Here is a 16040-nt window from a genome sequence, read left to right on the forward strand (position 1 = left end):
GGCCATGATCGGGCTGATGGCCCGCCGACTCGCACCGGCTCCCGGCCGCCGTCCCTGGCAGCCAGCACGAGCTTCCTGAGCCCTTTCTCAACACGTTGTTAGAGCCCCCGCCAGTAGGCAGAGCTGCGGCGTTCGGCGCGGCTGAGCGTCGAGGGCAGGCACGAGGGCCACGCTCGCGAAGGTGCTAACGCTCCGTGAGCTGTGGACCGCTCGTGCCTGCCGTCCCATCCTGCATCCTTGACCCGCTGCGCGAGCAGTTCCTCGCGCTGCTGCCGCCGCACGTCGATGAGCATCCGCTGGGCTGTCACCGACCCCGCATCGACGATGCGGTGGTCTTCGACAAGCTCGTCGAGGCGCTGGTCTTCGGCGCCGGCTATGAACGGATCGCCGACGCCGCCTGCTCGGCCACCACCATGCGCCGCCGCCGGGACGAGTGGATCCGGCTGGGCATCTTCGACCAGCTGCGGCTGGCCGCCCTCGACGCCTACGACAAGATGATCGGCCTGAACCTGGCCGACGTGGTGGTGGACGGCTGCACGACCAAGGCCCCCTGCGGCGGGGAGTGCGCTGGTCGCAGCCCGGTGGACCGGGGCAAGGGCGGGATGAAGCGGTCCCAGCTGTCCGACGGCGCCGGGGTGCCGATGGTCACGGTTTCCGCGCCGGCCAACACCGTCGATCACGTCCTCCTGCCGGAGACGTTGGACGCGCTCAAGGACTTCGCCCCCCTGCCGGCCGAGGTGACGGTGCACCTGGACGCCGGCTACGACTACCGGCCCTGCCGAGAAGCACTCGACGAGCGCGGCCTGCGCGGCCACATCGCCTCCCGCGGCACACCTGCGCCGATCCAGGTCGGCAAGCGGTGGGTGGTGGAGCGGGCCAACTCCTGGCTCAACGACTTCGGCAGACTCCGCCGCTGCACTGAACGCCGCAAAGACTGTGTCGACGCCTACCTGGCCCTGGCGGCGGCCATCGTCACCGTCCGTGCTCTACGGCGGGCCGCCTGGTACCTCTACCGCTGGGATACCCGACCAAGATCACCGCGGATCCGTTGACCTACTGGCGGGAGCTCTTAGTTGTCTTCTGTTCCATTTCTGGAACACTAGGGACGTAGCCCACCTCCTACGGGTTGTGGGAAGTGACGCCGGGACCCCCGCCGGACGACGGGACCCGGCGTTCGCGCTTTCCAGGCCAGGTCGCCTGCGATGATGCCCAGTTCAGCGGACCGTGACGTCGATCTCGGTCACCGAGTCCCGGATGACGTCAAGCCATTCGGGGTTGCCCAGCCGATCGGCGCCGACCGCTCCGGCGACCGCGTCGGGCACCCACAGCATCGGCTCCTCCAGCGGCCGGGCGATACTCACCCGCAACGCTGGGGTGATCAACTTCTTGCCGACCAGGTTGGCCACTTGCTGGCGGTCCCTGTGGATCAAGGTCTGGGTGCGGGCCTCCAGGAAGACCTGGGAGACCCCGAACTGCTCCAGGGTGGGCAGCAGTGTCTCCATGCAGATCCGCCGAGCCCGCTCCTGCTGCCGCTTGGCCATCGGCACTCCGACGACGACTACCACGGCCATGTCGATCGCGCTGATCGCCGCGACGATCTTCGTCCGCTGCGGGCCGTCCTCGTCCCGCCAGTGCAGCCGCCGCTGCTTGCCCTGCAGCAGTACTCGTAGGGCGTCCCGGATCGGGTTACAGCCGGTCGGGTCGCAGACGACGCTGGCCAGGATGTAGGTGCCCTTGTCTCGAGCGACGTCGACGTCCATGCGCTCATCGACCCAAGCGTGCAGGGTGAACGACTCCGCCTCTGAGGTGGGCGTTGCGTCACCGGTCGGTTGTGCCACGTGACCAGTCTGCCGACCGGACCCGACAGCGTCGCGTCCTTGCAGGCACCCTTGGTGGTGGCAAGCGTGCTGAGCGGATGGGTCGTGCTTGTCGTCGTGCATGGGAAGTCCCAGGAGGTCAGAGCGGTGCCCGGCCCGCAGTCCAGCGGCTTCGCTCCAGCGCGGTGTCTCTCCAGGCACCCGCGCTCGTGGAGATCCGCCCCTGTGCGGCGCGTCCGGCCAGCAGCCGCGGCCCGATCGTGGATCACGGTCAAACCCAGGCAGACCACTGATCTGCTCGTGCGTGCTCGTGTGCTCCCAAGTCCCTGTCGCGCACACCGACGATGAGGACGTGCGGTGGGCGTCCTCGCGCCTTGGGAGGGGCGAGGACGTGGCGATGAACGACCCGCGGGGCTGGCTGCGGCTCGCCGCGCCCTGCTGGATCAGCGCAGCCGGCGGACCGGTACCACCATCGGCGTCCCGGTCACCGGGTCGGGCACGATCCGCGCCTCCAGGTCGAAGACGTCGGCCAGCAGCCGCTCGGTGAGCACCTCCTCCGGCGTCCCAGAGGTGACCAGCGCGCCGTCGTCCATCGCGACCAGCCGCTGCGCGTAGCGCGCGGCCAGGTTGAGGTCGTGCAGCACGACGACGACGGTGCGGCCGCGCTCGGCGTGCAGCCGCGCCACCAGCTCGAGGACGTCGATCTGGTGGGAGAGGTCGAGGTAGGTCGTCGGCTCGTCGAGCAGCAGCAGGTCGGTGCCCTGGGCCAGCGCCATGGAGATCCACGCCCGCTGCCGCTGCCCGCCGGAGAGCTCGTCGACCGGCCGGTTGGCCAGGTCGGCCATGTCGGTCCAGGTCAGCGCCTCGGCCACCGCGGCCTCGTCGTCGCGGGACCACTGCCGCAGCCACGACTGGTGGGGGTGCCGGCCGCGCGCGACGAGGTCGCCGACCGTGAGGCCCTCCGGCGCGACCGGCGTCTGGGGCAGCAGGCCCAGCACCCGGGCCACCTCGCGGGTCGGCGTCCGTGCGATCGCCCGGCCGTCGAGCAGCACCTGGCCGCTGACCGGGCGCAGCAGCCGGCCCAGCGCCCGCAGCAGCGTGGACTTGCCGCAGCCGTTGGGGCCCACGATGGCGGTGAACGACCCGTCGGTGAGCTGCAGGTCCAGGTCACGGACGACGACCCGGTCGTCGTAGGCCAGGCTGACCGACTCGGCGGCGAGACGGACCGTTCCGGTCCGGGGCAGGGTGGGGGTCGCTGCGTCGAGGGTCATAGCGTGGATCGCCGCCTTCCGCGGACGAGGAGCCAGAGCAGGTAGGGCGCCCCGACCGCGGCGGTGAGCACGCCGACGGGCAGTGCCTGGGGGAGCACGGTGCGCGTCAGCAGGTCCGCGCCGACGACGAGGACGGCGCCGAGCAGGCCCGAGGCCAGCAGCGGCGGCCGCGGGCCGCCCGTGAGCCGGACGGCGACCTGCGGGACCACCAGCGCGACGTAGGCGATCGGCCCCGCGGCGGCCACGGCGGCGGCGGTGAGCCCGACGGCGACGAGGACGACGAGGGCCTGGGTGGACACCAGGCGCACGCCCAGGCCGCGGGCGGTGTCGTCGCCGAACTGGACGACGCCCAGCACGCGGCTGCAGGCCAGGGCGACGGGCAGCAGGACGGCGAGGGCGACCAGCAGCGGCACGGCCTCGCGCCAGCTGCGGGCGTTGAGCGAGCCGGTGATCCACACGTAGGCGCTGGCGGCGTCGTGGATCTCGGCGCGGGTGAGCAGCCAGTCGACGAGCGCCGCCGCGACCGCCCACAGCGCGATGCCCACCAGCACCAGCCGGTAGCCGTCGATCCCGGCGCGCCAGGCGAGCAGCAGCAGGAGCAGGCCGGTGACCAGCGCGCCGAGCAGTGCGGCGAGGGGCACGCCGAGGCCGCTCGCCGTCCCGCCGAGGACGATCGCCGCGACCGCGCCGGCCGACGCGCCCTGGGTGATGCCGAGGACGTCGGGGGAGGCCAGCGGGTTGCGGGCGAAGGTCTGGAAGAGGGCGCCGGCCACGCCGAGGGCCACGCCGACCAGCGCCCCGACGGCGATCCGCGGCGCCCGCAGCCCCAGGACGATGAACTCCTGGGTCTCCTCGCCGAGGCCGACCAGGCTGCGCAGCACGTCGGCCAGGCCGATCGGGTAGTCGCCGCGGCCGAGGCTGACCGCGGAGAGCAGGACGACGGCGACGGCCGCGCCGAGCGGCACCGCCACCTGGCGCCAGCGGACCCGGCCGGAGACCGGTCCGATGCGGACGACGGTCTCGCCGGGCTGGCGGACCCGCTCGGCGGTGGCCGTCACGAGTCCTCCTCGCTGGCGCTCGTCGGTCTCGCGCCGGGCCGCGCTCTGCCTCTGCGTGACCTCGCGAGCTCGGTCACGTGGTGGCCAGCCGGCGGCGACGGATCAGCGCGATGAAGAACGGGGCCCCGATGAGCGCCAGCACGATGCCGACCTGCAGCTCGCCGGGGCGGACGACGACCCGGCCGATCACGTCGGCGACCAGCAGCAGCGCGGCCCCGAGCAGGCCGGAGCAGGGGATCAGCCAGCGGTGTGCCGGCCCGGTGAACGCCCGGACGACGTGCGGCACGACCAGGCCGACGAAGGCGATGGGCCCGCAGGCCGCCGTCGCCGCGCCGCAGAGCAGGGTGACCGCGGCCAGGCCGACCAGCCGCGCCAGCCACACCCGCTGACCCAGGCCGCGGGCGACGTCCTCACCGAGGCCGAGCAGGTCGAGGGCGGGGGCGTTGACCAGGGCGAGCACCAGGCCGGCCGCGATGAACGGGACGACCTGCCAGGCGACGTCGGCGCCGCGGCCGGCCAGCGCGCCGACCACCCAGAAGCGGAAGGCGTCGAGGCTGTCGGTGTCGCTGACCAGGACCGCCCGGACGAGTGCGTAGAAGAGCGCCGACAGCGCGGCGCCGGCCAGGGCCAGGGTGACCGGGGTGGCGCCGCCGCGGCCGGCCGAGCCGAGGGAGAAGACCAGCACGGTGCCCAGCAGGGCGCCGGCGAAGGCGAACCAGACGTACCCACCCGGCGTGCCGACGCCGAGCAGGTGGATGGCCAGGACGACGCCCAGCGAGGCCCCGGCGGTGACGCCGAGCAGGCCCGGGTCGCCGAGCGGGTTGCGGGTGTGGCCCTGGGCGAGCGCGCCGGCGATGCCCAGGGAGAGGCCCACCATCAGCCCGAGCGCGGTGCGCGGCACCCGCAGCTCGCGGATGATGACCGTCTCCTCGGTCGGGACGCCGGGGGCGGTCAGCGCCTGCCAGACCGCGCCCAGGCCGATGCTGCGGGAGCCGACCGCGATGCTCAGCGTCGCGGCACCGACCACGAGGACGAGCAGCAGGAGCAGGCCGAGCAGCCGGCTGCGGCGCCGCTGGAGCAGGCCACCCCGCTGCGGGGACAGGCGATCCGGCACGCCGAGTCCACCGGGACCCTGCCGCCGCAGGGCGGCGTCGGTCGAGGAGGACACGAGCGGCTCCTGGGGCGGACGGCGAGGTAGGCCAGGCTCACCTTAGTCCCGATACCGCGCCCGGTCAGCCGAGCACCCGGCTCAGCGGTGCTGGCGGCGGCTGCCCCCGTGCCAGTCCTCCTCGAGCCCCGCCTCGCCCGGACGCAGCCCGAACGCCGGCAGCTGCGGCCGCTCCCGCAGGCTGCGCTTGAGCTCGGCGAAGCCCGCGAACCCGGCGAGGCCGACGACGTGGTCCCACAGCTCGACGGCCTCCGCGGGCTCGGGCAGCCGGCTGATCACCGGGCCGAAGAAGGCGGTGCCACCGGGCGGGCGGAAGTGCAGGATCGGCGTCCCGACGTCCTTGCCGGTGAGCCGCAGGGCGGCGTCGGTCTCCTCCTGGACCTCCGCGTCCCACGACGCGTCACCGACCGCGTCGGCCAGGTCGGCCGGCAGCCCGGCCTCGGCGAGCACCTGCTCGAGGAACGGCCGGCTGGTGGCCCGCTCCGGCGGGGGCTGGCCGGCCGGGTCCTCGAACACGTGCCGGCCGAGGGCGGCGTACAGCGGGTCGAGCGCCTGCGGCCCGTGCTCGGCGCGGGCACGTGCGGCGACCCGGAGCAGGTGCAGCCCGGAGGTGTGGCCGGCCTCGTACTCGGGCGGGAACTGCGCGTCGTAGTCCACGTGCCGGTTGAGCAGCCGCAGCGAGATCAGCCGCCACTCGACGCGGTACTCGCGCTGCTCGGCCACCATCCGCACCCACTTGCTGGTCATCCAGGCGAAGGGGCAGACGGGGTCGAACCAGAAGTGCAGGTCGGTGTCGCTCACCGGGACAGGACCTCCTCGATCGCGTGCCGTACCTCGGGGGCGTCGGGCTGGGTCGGCGGGCGGAACCGGGCCGCGACCCGGCCATCGGCGCCGACCAGCCACTTCTCGAAGTTCCAGGCGACCTCGCCGGCCTGGCCGGAGGCGTCCGGCGCTTCCGTGAGCCGCTGGAACAGCGGGTGCGCGCCCGGGCCGTTGACCTCGAGCTTCTCGGTCATCGGGAAGGTGACGCCGTACGTCGCGGAGCAGAACCCGGCGATCTCCTCCGCCGTGCCCGGCTCCTGGCCGGCGAACTGGTTGCACGGCACGCCGACGACGGTCAGGCCCCGCCGGCCGTACTCCTGCTGCAGCGCCTCGAGCTGGGTGTACTGCGGGGTGAGGCCGCACCGGCTGGCGACGTTGACCACCAGGGCGGCGCCGCCGCCGGTCAGGTCCCGGAGGGTGGTCGGCTCGCCCTGCAGGGTGGTGAGGGGCGTGTCCAGCAGGTCGCTCACGGCGTCTCCTCGTTCACTCCAGGCCGCTCAGGTCGTCGGGGACGTCGACCGCGTGCTGGCGCAGCGCCTCGATCGGGACGACCTCGAGGGCCTTCACGTTGGTGGCCGCCAGCACGACGCCCGCCGCAGCACCGGCCTGGTAGGCCTGCAGCCACCGCGCGGCCACCACGCACCAGCGGTCACCGGGGCTCAGGCCCGGGAAGCCGTACTCCGGCCGCGGGGTGGTCAGGTCGTTGCCCACGGCGCGCTGCAGCTCCAGGAACTCCGCCGACACGACGGCGCAGACGGTGTGGCTGCCCAGGTCCTCGGGGCCGCTGCTGCAGACGCCGGTGCGGTAGAAGCCGGTCAGCGGCTCGGTGCCGCACGGCTCCAGCGGTCCGCCGAGCACGTTGCGCTCGACCTCCGCTCCCGACTCGCTCACCCCGCCCATCCTGCTGCCCGACGCCGGTCCGCGCTCCCCGGCTGCCCGGTGCCCGGCCTCGGCGCGGCGTGTGCACGCATCGTGGTCCCGCCGGTCGCCAGGTGGCGATGCGTGCACACGGTGCTCTCCGGGCCGGGGAGCCGGGTGGCAAGGTGAGGCTGTGAGCGCTGACACGTCCGCCGGGCCGGAGGTCCTCTGGAACCCCACGCCCGAGTCCATCCGGGCCACCCGCCTCGCGCAGTTCGCCGACCGCGTGGCCGCCCGGCGCGGCATCGACCTCGGCGACCCGGCCGGCTACGACGCGATCTGGCGCTGGTCGGTGGAGCACCTCGACCAGTTCTGGGCCGAGGTGGCCGACTGGTCCGGCGTGCTGCCCGGCGTCCCGGACGACCGGGTGCTCACGCGTCGTGCGATGCCCGGCGCCGAGTGGTTCCCCGGGACGACGGTCAACTACGCCGAGCAGGCGCTGCGGCACACCCAGGACGGCACCGTGGACCCCGGCAGCCCGGCGCTGATCGCCGTCGCCGAGGACGCCGAGCCGGTCGAGACCAGCTGGGCGGAGCTGCGCGCGCAGGTCGGGGCCTTCGCCGCCACCCTGCGCCGGCTCGGCGTGCAGCGCGGCGACCGGGTGGCCGGCTACCTGCCCAACGTCCCCGAGGCGGTCGTCGCCTTCCTCGGCGCGGCGACGGTCGGCGCGGTGTGGTCCTCCTGCGCCCCGGACTTCGGCACCCGCAGCGTGCTGGACCGTTTCGCCCAGATTGAGCCCACCGTGCTGGTCGCCGTCGACGGCTACCGCTTCAACGGCAAGGAGTACGACCGGCGCGACGTCGTCGCCGAGCTCCGCGCGGCGCTGCCCAGCGTCCGGACGACGATCGCCGTCCCCCGGCTGCACCCCGGCGAGGTGCCCGACGGCGCGCTCGGCTGGGCCGACGCGGTCGCCGACGGACAGGAGCCGGTCTTCGAGCAGCTGCCGTTCGACGCCCCGCTGTGGATCGTCTACTCGTCGGGCACCACGGGGCTGCCCAAGGGCATCGTGCACGGCCACGGCGGCGTCGTCCTCGAGCAGCACAAGCAGCTCGGGCTGCACCTCGACGTCGGCCCCGGCGACCGCTTCTTCTGGTACGCGTCGACCGCCTGGATCATGTGGAACATCTCGACGTCGGCGCTGCTGGTGGGCGCCACCGTCGTGGTCTACGACGGCGCCCCGGCGCACCCGTCCCTCGACGCGCAGTTCGCGCTGGCCGCCCGCACGGGCATCACCTACCTGGGCACCAGCGCCGGCTACCTGACCGCCTGCGAGAAGGCGGGGATCCGGCCGGGGGAGACCCACGACCTGTCGGCCCTGCGCGCGGTCGGGGCGACCGGGTCGCCGCTGCCGGCCGCCGCCTACCACTGGGTCTACGAGGCGGTGAAAGGCGACGTGCTCCTCGGGTCGCTGTCCGGCGGGACCGACGTCGCGACCGGCTTCATCGGCAGCTCACCGCTGCTGCCGGTGACCGCGGGCGAGCTCCAGCGGCCCATGCTCGCCGTCGCGGCCGCGTCGTGGGACGAGGACGGCCGGCCGGTGACCGGGCAGCTCGGCGAGCTCGTCATCACCGAGCCGATGCCGACGATGCCGCTGTACTTCTGGAACGACCCCGACGGCTCCCGCTACCGCGAGGCCTACTTCGAGCCGTGGCCCGGCGTCTGGCGGCACGGCGACTGGATGGAGGTCACCGAGCGCGGCACCTGCGTCATCACCGGCCGGTCGGACTCCACGCTCAACCGCGGCGGCGTGCGCATGGGGACGGCGGACATCTACGCCGCCGTCGAGTCGATCCCGGAGGTCCTCGACTGCGTCGTCCTCGGCGTCGAGCAGCGCGACGGCGGCTACTGGATGCCGCTGTTCGTGCAGCTGGCTCCCGACACCGAGCTGACCGACGAGCTGCAGGCGCGGATCAAGGACGCCATCCGCCGACAGGCCAGCCCGCGGCACGTGCCCGACGAGGTGCTCGTCGTCCCCGCCGTGCCGCACACCCGCACCGGCAAGCGGCTGGAGGTCCCGCTCAAGCGGCTGTTCCAGGGCGTCGACCCGGCCCGCGCGCTCAACGTGGGCGCGGTCGACGACCCCGCGGCGGTGGAGCACTACGTCGCCCTGGCGCGGGAGCGGGCCGCCCGCTGACGTGACCGGTAGCACGCCGTCAGGCGTTGCCGGCAGCCCCCACCGAGTGCGACGAACTCGTGCCGATCAGCGTGCGATGGCCACGAGTTCGTCGCACTCGGCGCTCATCGAGGCCATGACGACGATGGTGACGCTGGTCACCCCGCGGGTGGCCGGGTGCTGCGCCGGGCACTGCGTCATGTCGAGGCCCGCCCGTGGACGAGGAGACCGCCGACGATGACGTCGACCCAGGACCGCCCCGCCGAGCTGCTCGAGCCCCAGCCGCCTGCTCTGCTGCCGCCGTGGCACACCCCCGAGCGGGAGGCGCTGCAGTTGCAGGCCCGCCGTTTCGCCATGGACGAGGTGCTGCCGGTGGCCAACGAGCTGGACCCGCAGAAGGGGCTGATCCCGGCGTCGCTGCTGGGCCGGCTGGCCGAGCTGGGGTACTTCGGCATCACCGTCCCGGCCGAGCACGGCGGGATGGGGCTGGGCGTGTTCGAGTACTGCATGGTCAGCGAGGAGCTGGCGCGGGCCTGGATGTCGACGGCCAGCATCCTGGCCCGCTCCCAGGGCCTGGGGACGGCGCTGGCCGACGCCGACCGCCGCCGGGAGCTGCTGGGCCGCAGCGCCCGTGGGCAGTGGATCGGCGCCATCGCGCTGTCCGAGCCCGACGCCGGCTCGGACCTGGCCGGGGTGTCCACCCGCGCGGTGCTCGACGGCGACGAGTGGGTGGTCACCGGCCGCAAGCGCTGGTGCGGCAACGCCGAGGCGGCCGACTTCATCCAGGTGCTGGTGCGCGAGCGCGATCCCGGGCCGGGGGAGCGCCGTTCGGCCGGTCTGGTGAACCTGCTGCTGGAGAAGGAGCGCGGCGCGTTCCCCGAGGGTCTGACCGGCTCCCCGATCGACAAGATCGGCTACCACGGCTTCCTCACCTGGGACCTCACCTTCGACGGCGTCCGGATCCCGCGGGACAACGTGGTCGACGAGGCCCGTGTCGCTGAGGAGGGGGCCAGCGACGAGGAGGGGGTTGAGGCCAAGCGCGCCGGCTTCGCCCAGGCGCAGCTGTTCCTCAACACCGCCCGGGTGCACACCGCCGCCCGCGCGGTCGGGCTGGCCCGCGCGGCGCTGGAGGACTCCGTGGTCTACCTGCAGGAGCGCGAGCAGTTCGGCCACCCGATCGGCGACTTCCAGGCGCTGCGTTTCGCCGTCGCCGAGATGGCCGCGCAGGTCGAGCAGGCCCGCGCCTTCTACCGGCAGGTCGCCCACCTGCTCGACCTCGGCGTCCCCTGCGAGCGGGAGGCGGCGATGGTCAAGCTGGAGGCCACCGAGATGGCGGTGCGGGTGACCAACCAGGCCATGCAGCTGCACGGCGGCAACGGCTACACCACCGAGCGCCAGGTCGAGCGGCACTGGCGCGACGCCCGGCTGACCACGATCTTCGAGGGCACCAGCGAGATCCAGAAGCGCATCATCAGCGACCGGATCCTGCCGAGGTCACCGCTGGCCTGAAAGAGGACCCCCTGCCCCCCGCCACTCGCAAGCTCGCGGCGGGACCCTGCAGGGGGCCGCCGTCCTCCCCGCCCTTCGCAGGCTCAGGGCGGGCCCCGGGACGAGGCCAGAGAAACCGCGCGCGGTGGCCGGACACGCCGGGCACCATGGTCCGTGCCGCCCGCGGGCACCTCCGGGGCGGCACGGACGACTCGGGGGGAACACGATGGCCGGCCTGCCGAGGGCCCTGCAGCCGCTGCGGCACCGCACCTACCGGCTGCTCGCCCTCTCGCTCGGCCTGTCCCTGCTGGCCAACGGCTCCTGGGCAGTCGCGGTCATCTGGCAGGTCGTCGCCCTCGGCGGCGGCCCCGCCGAGGTCTCACTGGTCAGCGGGCTGACCGCCACCGGCACCCTCGCCGTCGCGCTGCTCGGCGGCGTGCTCGCCGACCGGGTGCCGCAGCGGCACATCCTGCTGGTGGTCGCCCTGCTGCAGGCGGTCCCGGTCACCGGGGTCGCCGTGCTGTCGCTCGCCGACGGGCTGCCGCTGTGGCTGCTGGCCGCGGTCGGGCTGCTCGGCGGCGTCGGGATGGGGCTGTACTACCCGGCCTACTCGGCGCTGGTCCCGGCGCTGCTGCCCGAGGACGAGCTGCTGGCGGCCAACGGCCTCGAGGGGATGATGCGGCCGGTGCTGCACCAGGTCGCCGGCCCCACCGCCGCCGGGCTGCTGGTCGCAGCGGCGTCCCCGGGCGTCGCGCTGCTGGTCACCGCCACGGCCGCCGCCGGCGCGGCGCTGTGCGTGGCCGCCCTGCCGGTCGCCCGCGTCCGCCGCGAGCCGGCCGCCGTCCCGGTGCACCCGCTGCGGGCCGTGGCCGCCGACCTGCGCGAGGGCTTCGGGTACATGGCCCGCACGCCCTGGCTGCTCGCCACGCTGCTGTTCGCCTCGCTGATGCTGCTGGTCGTGATGGGCCCCTTCGAGGTGCTGGTGCCCTTCGCCATCCGCGACCGGGCCGGCGGCGGACCGATGGGCCACGCGCTGGTGCTCACCGCCTTCGGGGTCGGTGGTGCGCTGGGCTCACTGCTGATCTCCTCGCGCCCGCTGCCGCGCCGCTACCTGACGGTGATGAACCTGCTGTGGGGCGTGGGCTGCATCCCGATCGCGGTCTTCGGCCTCACCACGCAGCTGTGGCTGATGGTCGCCGCGGGGCTGGTCACCGGCGCGACGTTCCAGAGCGGCATGGTCATCTGGGGCACGCTGCTGCAGCGGCGGGTGCCGCCGGCCCTGCTCGGCCGGGTGTCCAGCCTGGACTTCCTCGTCTCGGGCGCCTTCCTGCCGCTGTCGATGGCGCTGGCCGGCCCGGTCAGCGCGTGGATCGGCCTGACCGCCACCTTTCTCGTCGCCGGCCTGGTGCCGCTCGTGCTGGCGGTGGCCGCCGTCCTGGCCGCCCGGATGCCGGCCGACGAGCTGGCCCACCCGCTGGACCGTCGTCCCGCCGCCGAGCTGGTGGTCACCGAGCCGGTCGGAGCGTCACCACGGGCCTAGCGCTCCGGCCTCCCACGGCACCAGGACGGCGGGGTCCGTCGCGCGGGCCCACGACCTGCTACACGGCCTGCGCATCGAGGTCTTGCCAATGTCGCACTCGAGCGGCAGTCTCGGCGCTGCCCGTCAGCGGCCCTCGTCGTCAGTGGTCTCGACAGTGACCGGAAGGCTGTGCCGCGGCGCCGGTGCTCCGCCGTCGCCGCACGGTTCGCCGCGGTGTGGGGCACGGTCGCCCTCCGCCGTCCGGCCGGGGCCGCTGCGGGCAGCCCTGCCCGACCCGTCCACCCCCCCCCAACGACGAGGAGCCGCCCGTGCCCACCACTCCCAGATCCTTCTCCGGAGAGGCGTTGACCCACGCGCTCCGCACGGCCCGGCTCGAGCTCGACGCCGAGCGGACGGCGGTGGTCGGCCCCACGGCCGAGGCCATCTACGCCCTCATCGACCGGCTCGACGACGTCCCGCTGGGGGAGACCCCGCCCGCCACCGCCTTCGACGCCCGCTGGGGAGCCTGAGCATGGAACCGTTCGAGCTGTCGCTGGCCGCAGCCGCCGCGGAGATCGAGGCCCGCCGGCTCTCGCCGGTCGAGCTCATCGACTCGGTCCTGGCCCGGATCGAGGCCACGGAACCGGCGCTGCACGCCTACGCCTGCGTGACCGCCGACGCGGCCCGCGAGGCCGCCGCGCACGCCGAGCAGGAGATCGCCGCCGGCCGCCACCTCGGTCCCCTGCACGGGATCCCCCTCGGGGTGAAGGACCTCTACGACACCGCGGGCGTGCCCACCACCTGCAGCTCCGCGGTGCGCGCGGACAACGTGCCCGGCACCGACGCGGTGGCCGTCGAGCGGCTCGTCGCGGCCGGGATGGTCACGGTGGGCAAGACGCACACCCACGAGTTCGCGTTCGGCGGCATCACACCGACCACCCGCAACCCGTGGGACACCGGGCGCATCCCCGGTGGCTCCAGCGGTGGGTCGGGCGCGGCGGTTGCGTCCGGCACCTGCATGGTCGGGCTGGGGAGCGACACGGCCGGCTCGATCCGCATCCCGGCCAACCTCTGCGGCACGGTGGGGTTGAAGCCGACGTACGGGCGGACGTCCCGCCGCGGCGTCGCCTCGCTCTCGTGGTCGCTGGACCACGTGGGCCCCCTCGCCCGCAACGTCTACGACTGCGCCCTGGTCCTCAACCACATCGCGGGCTTCGACCGGCTCGACCCGGCGACCGTCGACGTCCCCGTGCCCGACTACACCGACGGTCTGGACCGGGGGATCGCCGGGCTGCGGGTCGGGGTGCCGGCCAACTACTTCTTCGACCAGGTGCACGAGGACGTCGCGACCGCGGTGCGCGAGGCGATCGGCGTGCTGGAGAGGCTGGGCGCGCAGCTGTGCGAGGTGACCATCCCGTACCCCGACCAGGTCCTTGCCGCCGAGTGGGGGATCCTGCTGCCGGAGGCCAGCGCCTACCACCAGGAGATGCTGCGGAGCAAGGCCCACCTGTACACCGACGACGTCCGGCTGTTCCTCGAGGTGGGGGAGCTGGTGCTGGCGACGGACTACATCAAGGCCCTGCGCGTGCGCACGCTCATGCAGCAGGCCTGGGCGGCGGTGTTCGACGAGATCGACGTCCTCGTGGCTCCCGGGATGCCCGTCGCCGCCCCGGAGGTGGGCGCCGCCGAGGTGGCGTGGCCGGACGGGAGCACGGAGGACGTGACCACGGCGCTGGTGAGGCAGACCTCGCCGGGGAACCTGACCGGACTCCCCACCCTGGCCCTGCCGGTCGGGTTCGACGCCGCCGGGCTGCCGCTGGGCATGCAGGTGACGGGGCGGCCCTTCGACGAGGCGACCGTCCTGCGGGTCGGGGCCGCCTACGAGGCCGCCAGCCCGACCGTCGGCCGGATCGCGCCGGTTCTCTGACCGGCACGGGGTGGGTCCGGACGCGTGCCGCCCGGACCCACCCCCACCGGCTTACACGGGGCGCAGGACGCGGGCCTCCCAGGGCGCCAGGATCGCGGCGTCGGCGACGGGCAGGTTGCCCAGCACCAGCTCGGCGGCGACCGCCTCGGGCAGCAGCCCGGCCAGCGGCTGCGGCGTCGCGGACAGGTTGCAGACGACGAGCAGCGTCGCGCCGTCCAGCGAGCGGGTGAAGGCGTACAGCTCGTCGTGCTCGGGCAGCAGCACGGTGAAGTCGCCGAGCGCGACCACGGGGTCGTCGTGCCGCAGCGCGATCAGTCGCCGGTGGTGGGCGAACACCGAGGTCGGGTCGTCCCGCTGGGCGGCGGCGTTCCACTCGGTGTGGTCGGGGTTGGCCGCGATCCACGGCGTCCCGGTGGTGAACCCGGCGGACGGCGAGGCGTCCCACTGCACCGGCGTCCGCGCGTTGTCCCGGCTCATCCGGCGCATCGCCGCCAGCACCGAGTCCGGGTCCTCGCCGTGCGCCACCGCCTGCGCGAAGTGGTTGAGCGACTCGACGTCCCGGAAGTCGTCGATGCTGTCGAACGGGGCGTTGGCCATCCCCAGCTCCTCGCCCTGGTAGACGTAGGGCGTCCCGCGGTGCAGGTGGAGCAGGGTGGCCAAGCAGGTGGCGGAGTCCCGCCGGTACCGCGGCGAGTCGTCGCCGAAGCGCGAGACCGCGCGCGGCTGGTCGTGGTTGTCCCAGTAGAGGGAGTTCCAGCCGACGTCGGCCAGCCCCGCCTGCCAGCGGCCGAAGGAGGCCTTGAGGTCGCGCATCCGCAGCGGCCGCGGACGCCACTTGAACTCGTCGAAGTCCAGCCCGACGTGCTCGAACTGGAAGACCATGTCCACCTCGGCCCGCGCCGGGTCGGTGAACAGCCGGGCCTGCTCGACCGTCACGCCGGGCATCTCGCCAACGGTGAGCAGCCGCTCGGACCGCCCGGCGAACACCTCGCGGTGCAGCTCCTGCAGGAACTCGTGGATCCGCGGCCCGCACAGGAAGGACGCCGTCCCGTCCCCGTAGGGCAGGCCCGGCAGGGGGGGACCGTCGCGCAGCGAGCCGTCCGGGGCGACGTCCCTGCTGATCATGTTGATGACGTCCATGCGGAAGCCGTCGACGCCGCGGTCGAGCCAGTCCCGCATCATCGCGTACACCGCCTGGCGAGCCTCGGGGTTCTCCCAGTTCAGGTCCGGCTGCTCGCGCGCGAACAGGTGCAGGTAGTACTCGCCGCTGGCCTCGTCGAGCTCCCAGGTCGGGCCGGAGAAGAACGAGTGCCAGTTGGTCGGCTCGGCGCCCGGCTGGCCGGCCGCCATCCCCCCGCGCGGCGGCCGCCACCAGTACCAGTCCCGCTTCGGGGAGTCCGTCGACGAGCGGGACTCGAGGAACCACGGGTGCTGGTCGCTGGTGTGGTTGACCACCAGGTCCATCACCAGCTTGATGCCCCGCTCGTGCAGGGCGGCGATCAGCTCGTCGAGCTGCGCCAGCGAGCCGAACAGCGGGTCGACGTCGGTGTAGTCGCTGATGTCGTAGCCGTTGTCGGCCTGCGGCGAGGGGTAGATCGGCGACAGCCAGACGACGTCGACGCCCAGGTCGGCGAGGTGGTCGACGCGCTGCAGGATCCCGCCGAGATCGCCGATCCCGTCGCCGTCGGAGTCCTGGAACGAGCGCGGGTAGACCTGGTAGACGACGGCACGGGTCCACCACGGGGCATCGGCGGGCATGCGCCCAGCCCAGCACGGCGGGCAGCGTCCCGCACCCGCTCCCCGCCGTCGGCCCGGGTGCTGCTCCGGCCGGCCTGCCGACACCGGACCGCAGCCCACCCGGCGACCGGGCGGGAGCGCTGTTTGGATGGAGGACGACCGTCGGGACCCACCCGGCACCGACCTCCTGGAGAACCGATGG

The 16040-nt window shown here is 74.0% G+C and carries 14 protein-coding genes; 6 read left to right on the top strand and 8 right to left on the bottom strand.

What is annotated here, in order from left to right; all coding sequences use genetic code 11:
- Window positions 1-212: 212 nt before the first annotated feature.
- A complete protein-coding gene (locus CNO22_RS18900; protein WP_100500824.1) occupies window positions 213-1052 on the top strand; it encodes an IS5 family transposase in 840 nt (279 codons plus the stop codon).
- A gap of 162 nt (window positions 1053-1214) precedes the next feature.
- Here CNO22_RS18900 and CNO22_RS18905 read toward each other — a convergent pair whose 3' ends face one another.
- The 7 genes from CNO22_RS18905 to CNO22_RS18935 all read right to left on the bottom strand — a co-directional run bounded on the left by CNO22_RS18905 (window position 1215) and on the right by CNO22_RS18935 (window position 7027).
- Window positions 1215-1838 (bottom strand): hypothetical protein, encoded by a 624-nt coding sequence (locus CNO22_RS18905; RefSeq protein ID WP_100500825.1) that lies wholly within the window; start codon window positions 1836-1838, stop codon window positions 1215-1217.
- A gap of 422 nt (window positions 1839-2260) precedes the next feature.
- Entirely contained in the window at window positions 2261-3088 is an 828-nt protein-coding gene (locus tag CNO22_RS18910) for an ABC transporter ATP-binding protein (protein WP_100500826.1), read from the bottom strand.
- Window positions 3085-4146 (bottom strand): FecCD family ABC transporter permease, encoded by a 1062-nt coding sequence (locus CNO22_RS18915; RefSeq protein ID WP_100500827.1) that lies wholly within the window; start codon window positions 4144-4146, stop codon window positions 3085-3087. Before CNO22_RS18915 ends, CNO22_RS18910 begins: the two co-directional genes overlap by 4 nt.
- 73 nt (window positions 4147-4219) lie before the next feature.
- Complete coding sequence (locus CNO22_RS18920; RefSeq protein WP_232807167.1) at window positions 4220-5314, bottom strand: FecCD family ABC transporter permease; 1095 nt, start codon at window positions 5312-5314, stop codon at window positions 4220-4222.
- A gap of 81 nt (window positions 5315-5395) precedes the next feature.
- On the bottom strand, window positions 5396-6115 hold the full coding sequence (locus CNO22_RS18925) for a mycothiol-dependent nitroreductase Rv2466c family protein (RefSeq protein ID WP_100500828.1): 720 nt from the start codon (window positions 6113-6115) through the stop codon (window positions 5396-5398).
- Window positions 6112-6606 (bottom strand): glutathione peroxidase, encoded by a 495-nt coding sequence (locus CNO22_RS18930; protein WP_100500829.1) that lies wholly within the window; start codon window positions 6604-6606, stop codon window positions 6112-6114. Before CNO22_RS18930 ends, CNO22_RS18925 begins: the two co-directional genes overlap by 4 nt.
- 13 nt (window positions 6607-6619) lie before the next feature.
- Window positions 6620-7027, bottom strand: coding sequence for a DUF2237 family protein (locus tag CNO22_RS18935; protein ID WP_232807168.1), 408 nt, complete (start codon window positions 7025-7027; stop codon window positions 6620-6622).
- 160 nt (window positions 7028-7187) lie between these two features.
- Between CNO22_RS18935 and CNO22_RS18940 the strand changes: the two genes are divergently transcribed.
- From CNO22_RS18940 to CNO22_RS18955, 5 genes are all read left to right on the top strand, one after another.
- Entirely contained in the window at window positions 7188-9188 is a 2001-nt protein-coding gene (locus CNO22_RS18940) for an acetoacetate--CoA ligase (protein ID WP_100500831.1), read from the top strand.
- A 216-nt stretch (window positions 9189-9404) separates the two neighbouring features.
- Complete coding sequence (locus tag CNO22_RS18945) at window positions 9405-10676, top strand: acyl-CoA dehydrogenase family protein (RefSeq protein ID WP_100500832.1); 1272 nt, start codon at window positions 9405-9407, stop codon at window positions 10674-10676.
- Between the two features lie 205 nt (window positions 10677-10881).
- Window positions 10882-12195 carry an MFS transporter gene (locus CNO22_RS18950; protein WP_100500833.1) on the top strand — a complete coding sequence of 438 codons (1314 nt, stop codon included), beginning with the start codon at window positions 10882-10884 and terminating at the stop codon, window positions 12193-12195.
- A gap of 308 nt (window positions 12196-12503) precedes the next feature.
- A complete protein-coding gene (locus CNO22_RS27835; RefSeq protein WP_157937013.1) occupies window positions 12504-12704 on the top strand; it encodes a hypothetical protein in 201 nt (66 codons plus the stop codon).
- Window positions 12705-12706: 2 nt separating this feature from the next.
- Window positions 12707-14101, top strand: a complete 1395-nt coding sequence (locus CNO22_RS18955) for an amidase (RefSeq protein WP_100500834.1) — start codon at window positions 12707-12709, stop codon at window positions 14099-14101.
- Between the two features lie 51 nt (window positions 14102-14152).
- On the opposite strand, the gene CNO22_RS18960 is transcribed toward CNO22_RS18955, so the two are convergent.
- The gene (locus CNO22_RS18960; protein WP_100500835.1) at window positions 14153-15859 is read right to left on the bottom strand and encodes an alpha-glucosidase; all 1707 of its coding nucleotides are present in this window, start codon (window positions 15857-15859) and stop codon (window positions 14153-14155) included.
- Between the last annotated feature and the right edge of the window lie 181 nt (window positions 15860-16040).

Source organism: Geodermatophilus chilensis, from assembly GCF_002802985.1.
In the GTDB taxonomy this organism is placed as follows: domain Bacteria; phylum Actinomycetota; class Actinomycetes; order Mycobacteriales; family Geodermatophilaceae; genus Geodermatophilus; species Geodermatophilus chilensis.

Coding starts and splice junctions, on each gene's coding strand:
- CNO22_RS18910 (WP_100500826.1), bottom strand. CDS start 3,088: ATGACCCTCGACGCAGCGACCCCCACCCTGCCCCGGACCGGAACGGTC.
- CNO22_RS18945 (WP_100500832.1), top strand. CDS start 9,405: ATGACGTCGACCCAGGACCGCCCCGCCGAGCTGCTCGAGCCCCAGCCG.
- CNO22_RS18950 (WP_100500833.1), top strand. CDS start 10,882: ATGGCCGGCCTGCCGAGGGCCCTGCAGCCGCTGCGGCACCGCACCTAC.
- CNO22_RS18955 (WP_100500834.1), top strand. CDS start 12,707: ATGGAACCGTTCGAGCTGTCGCTGGCCGCAGCCGCCGCGGAGATCGAG.
- CNO22_RS18960 (WP_100500835.1), bottom strand. CDS start 15,859: ATGCCCGCCGATGCCCCGTGGTGGACCCGTGCCGTCGTCTACCAGGTC.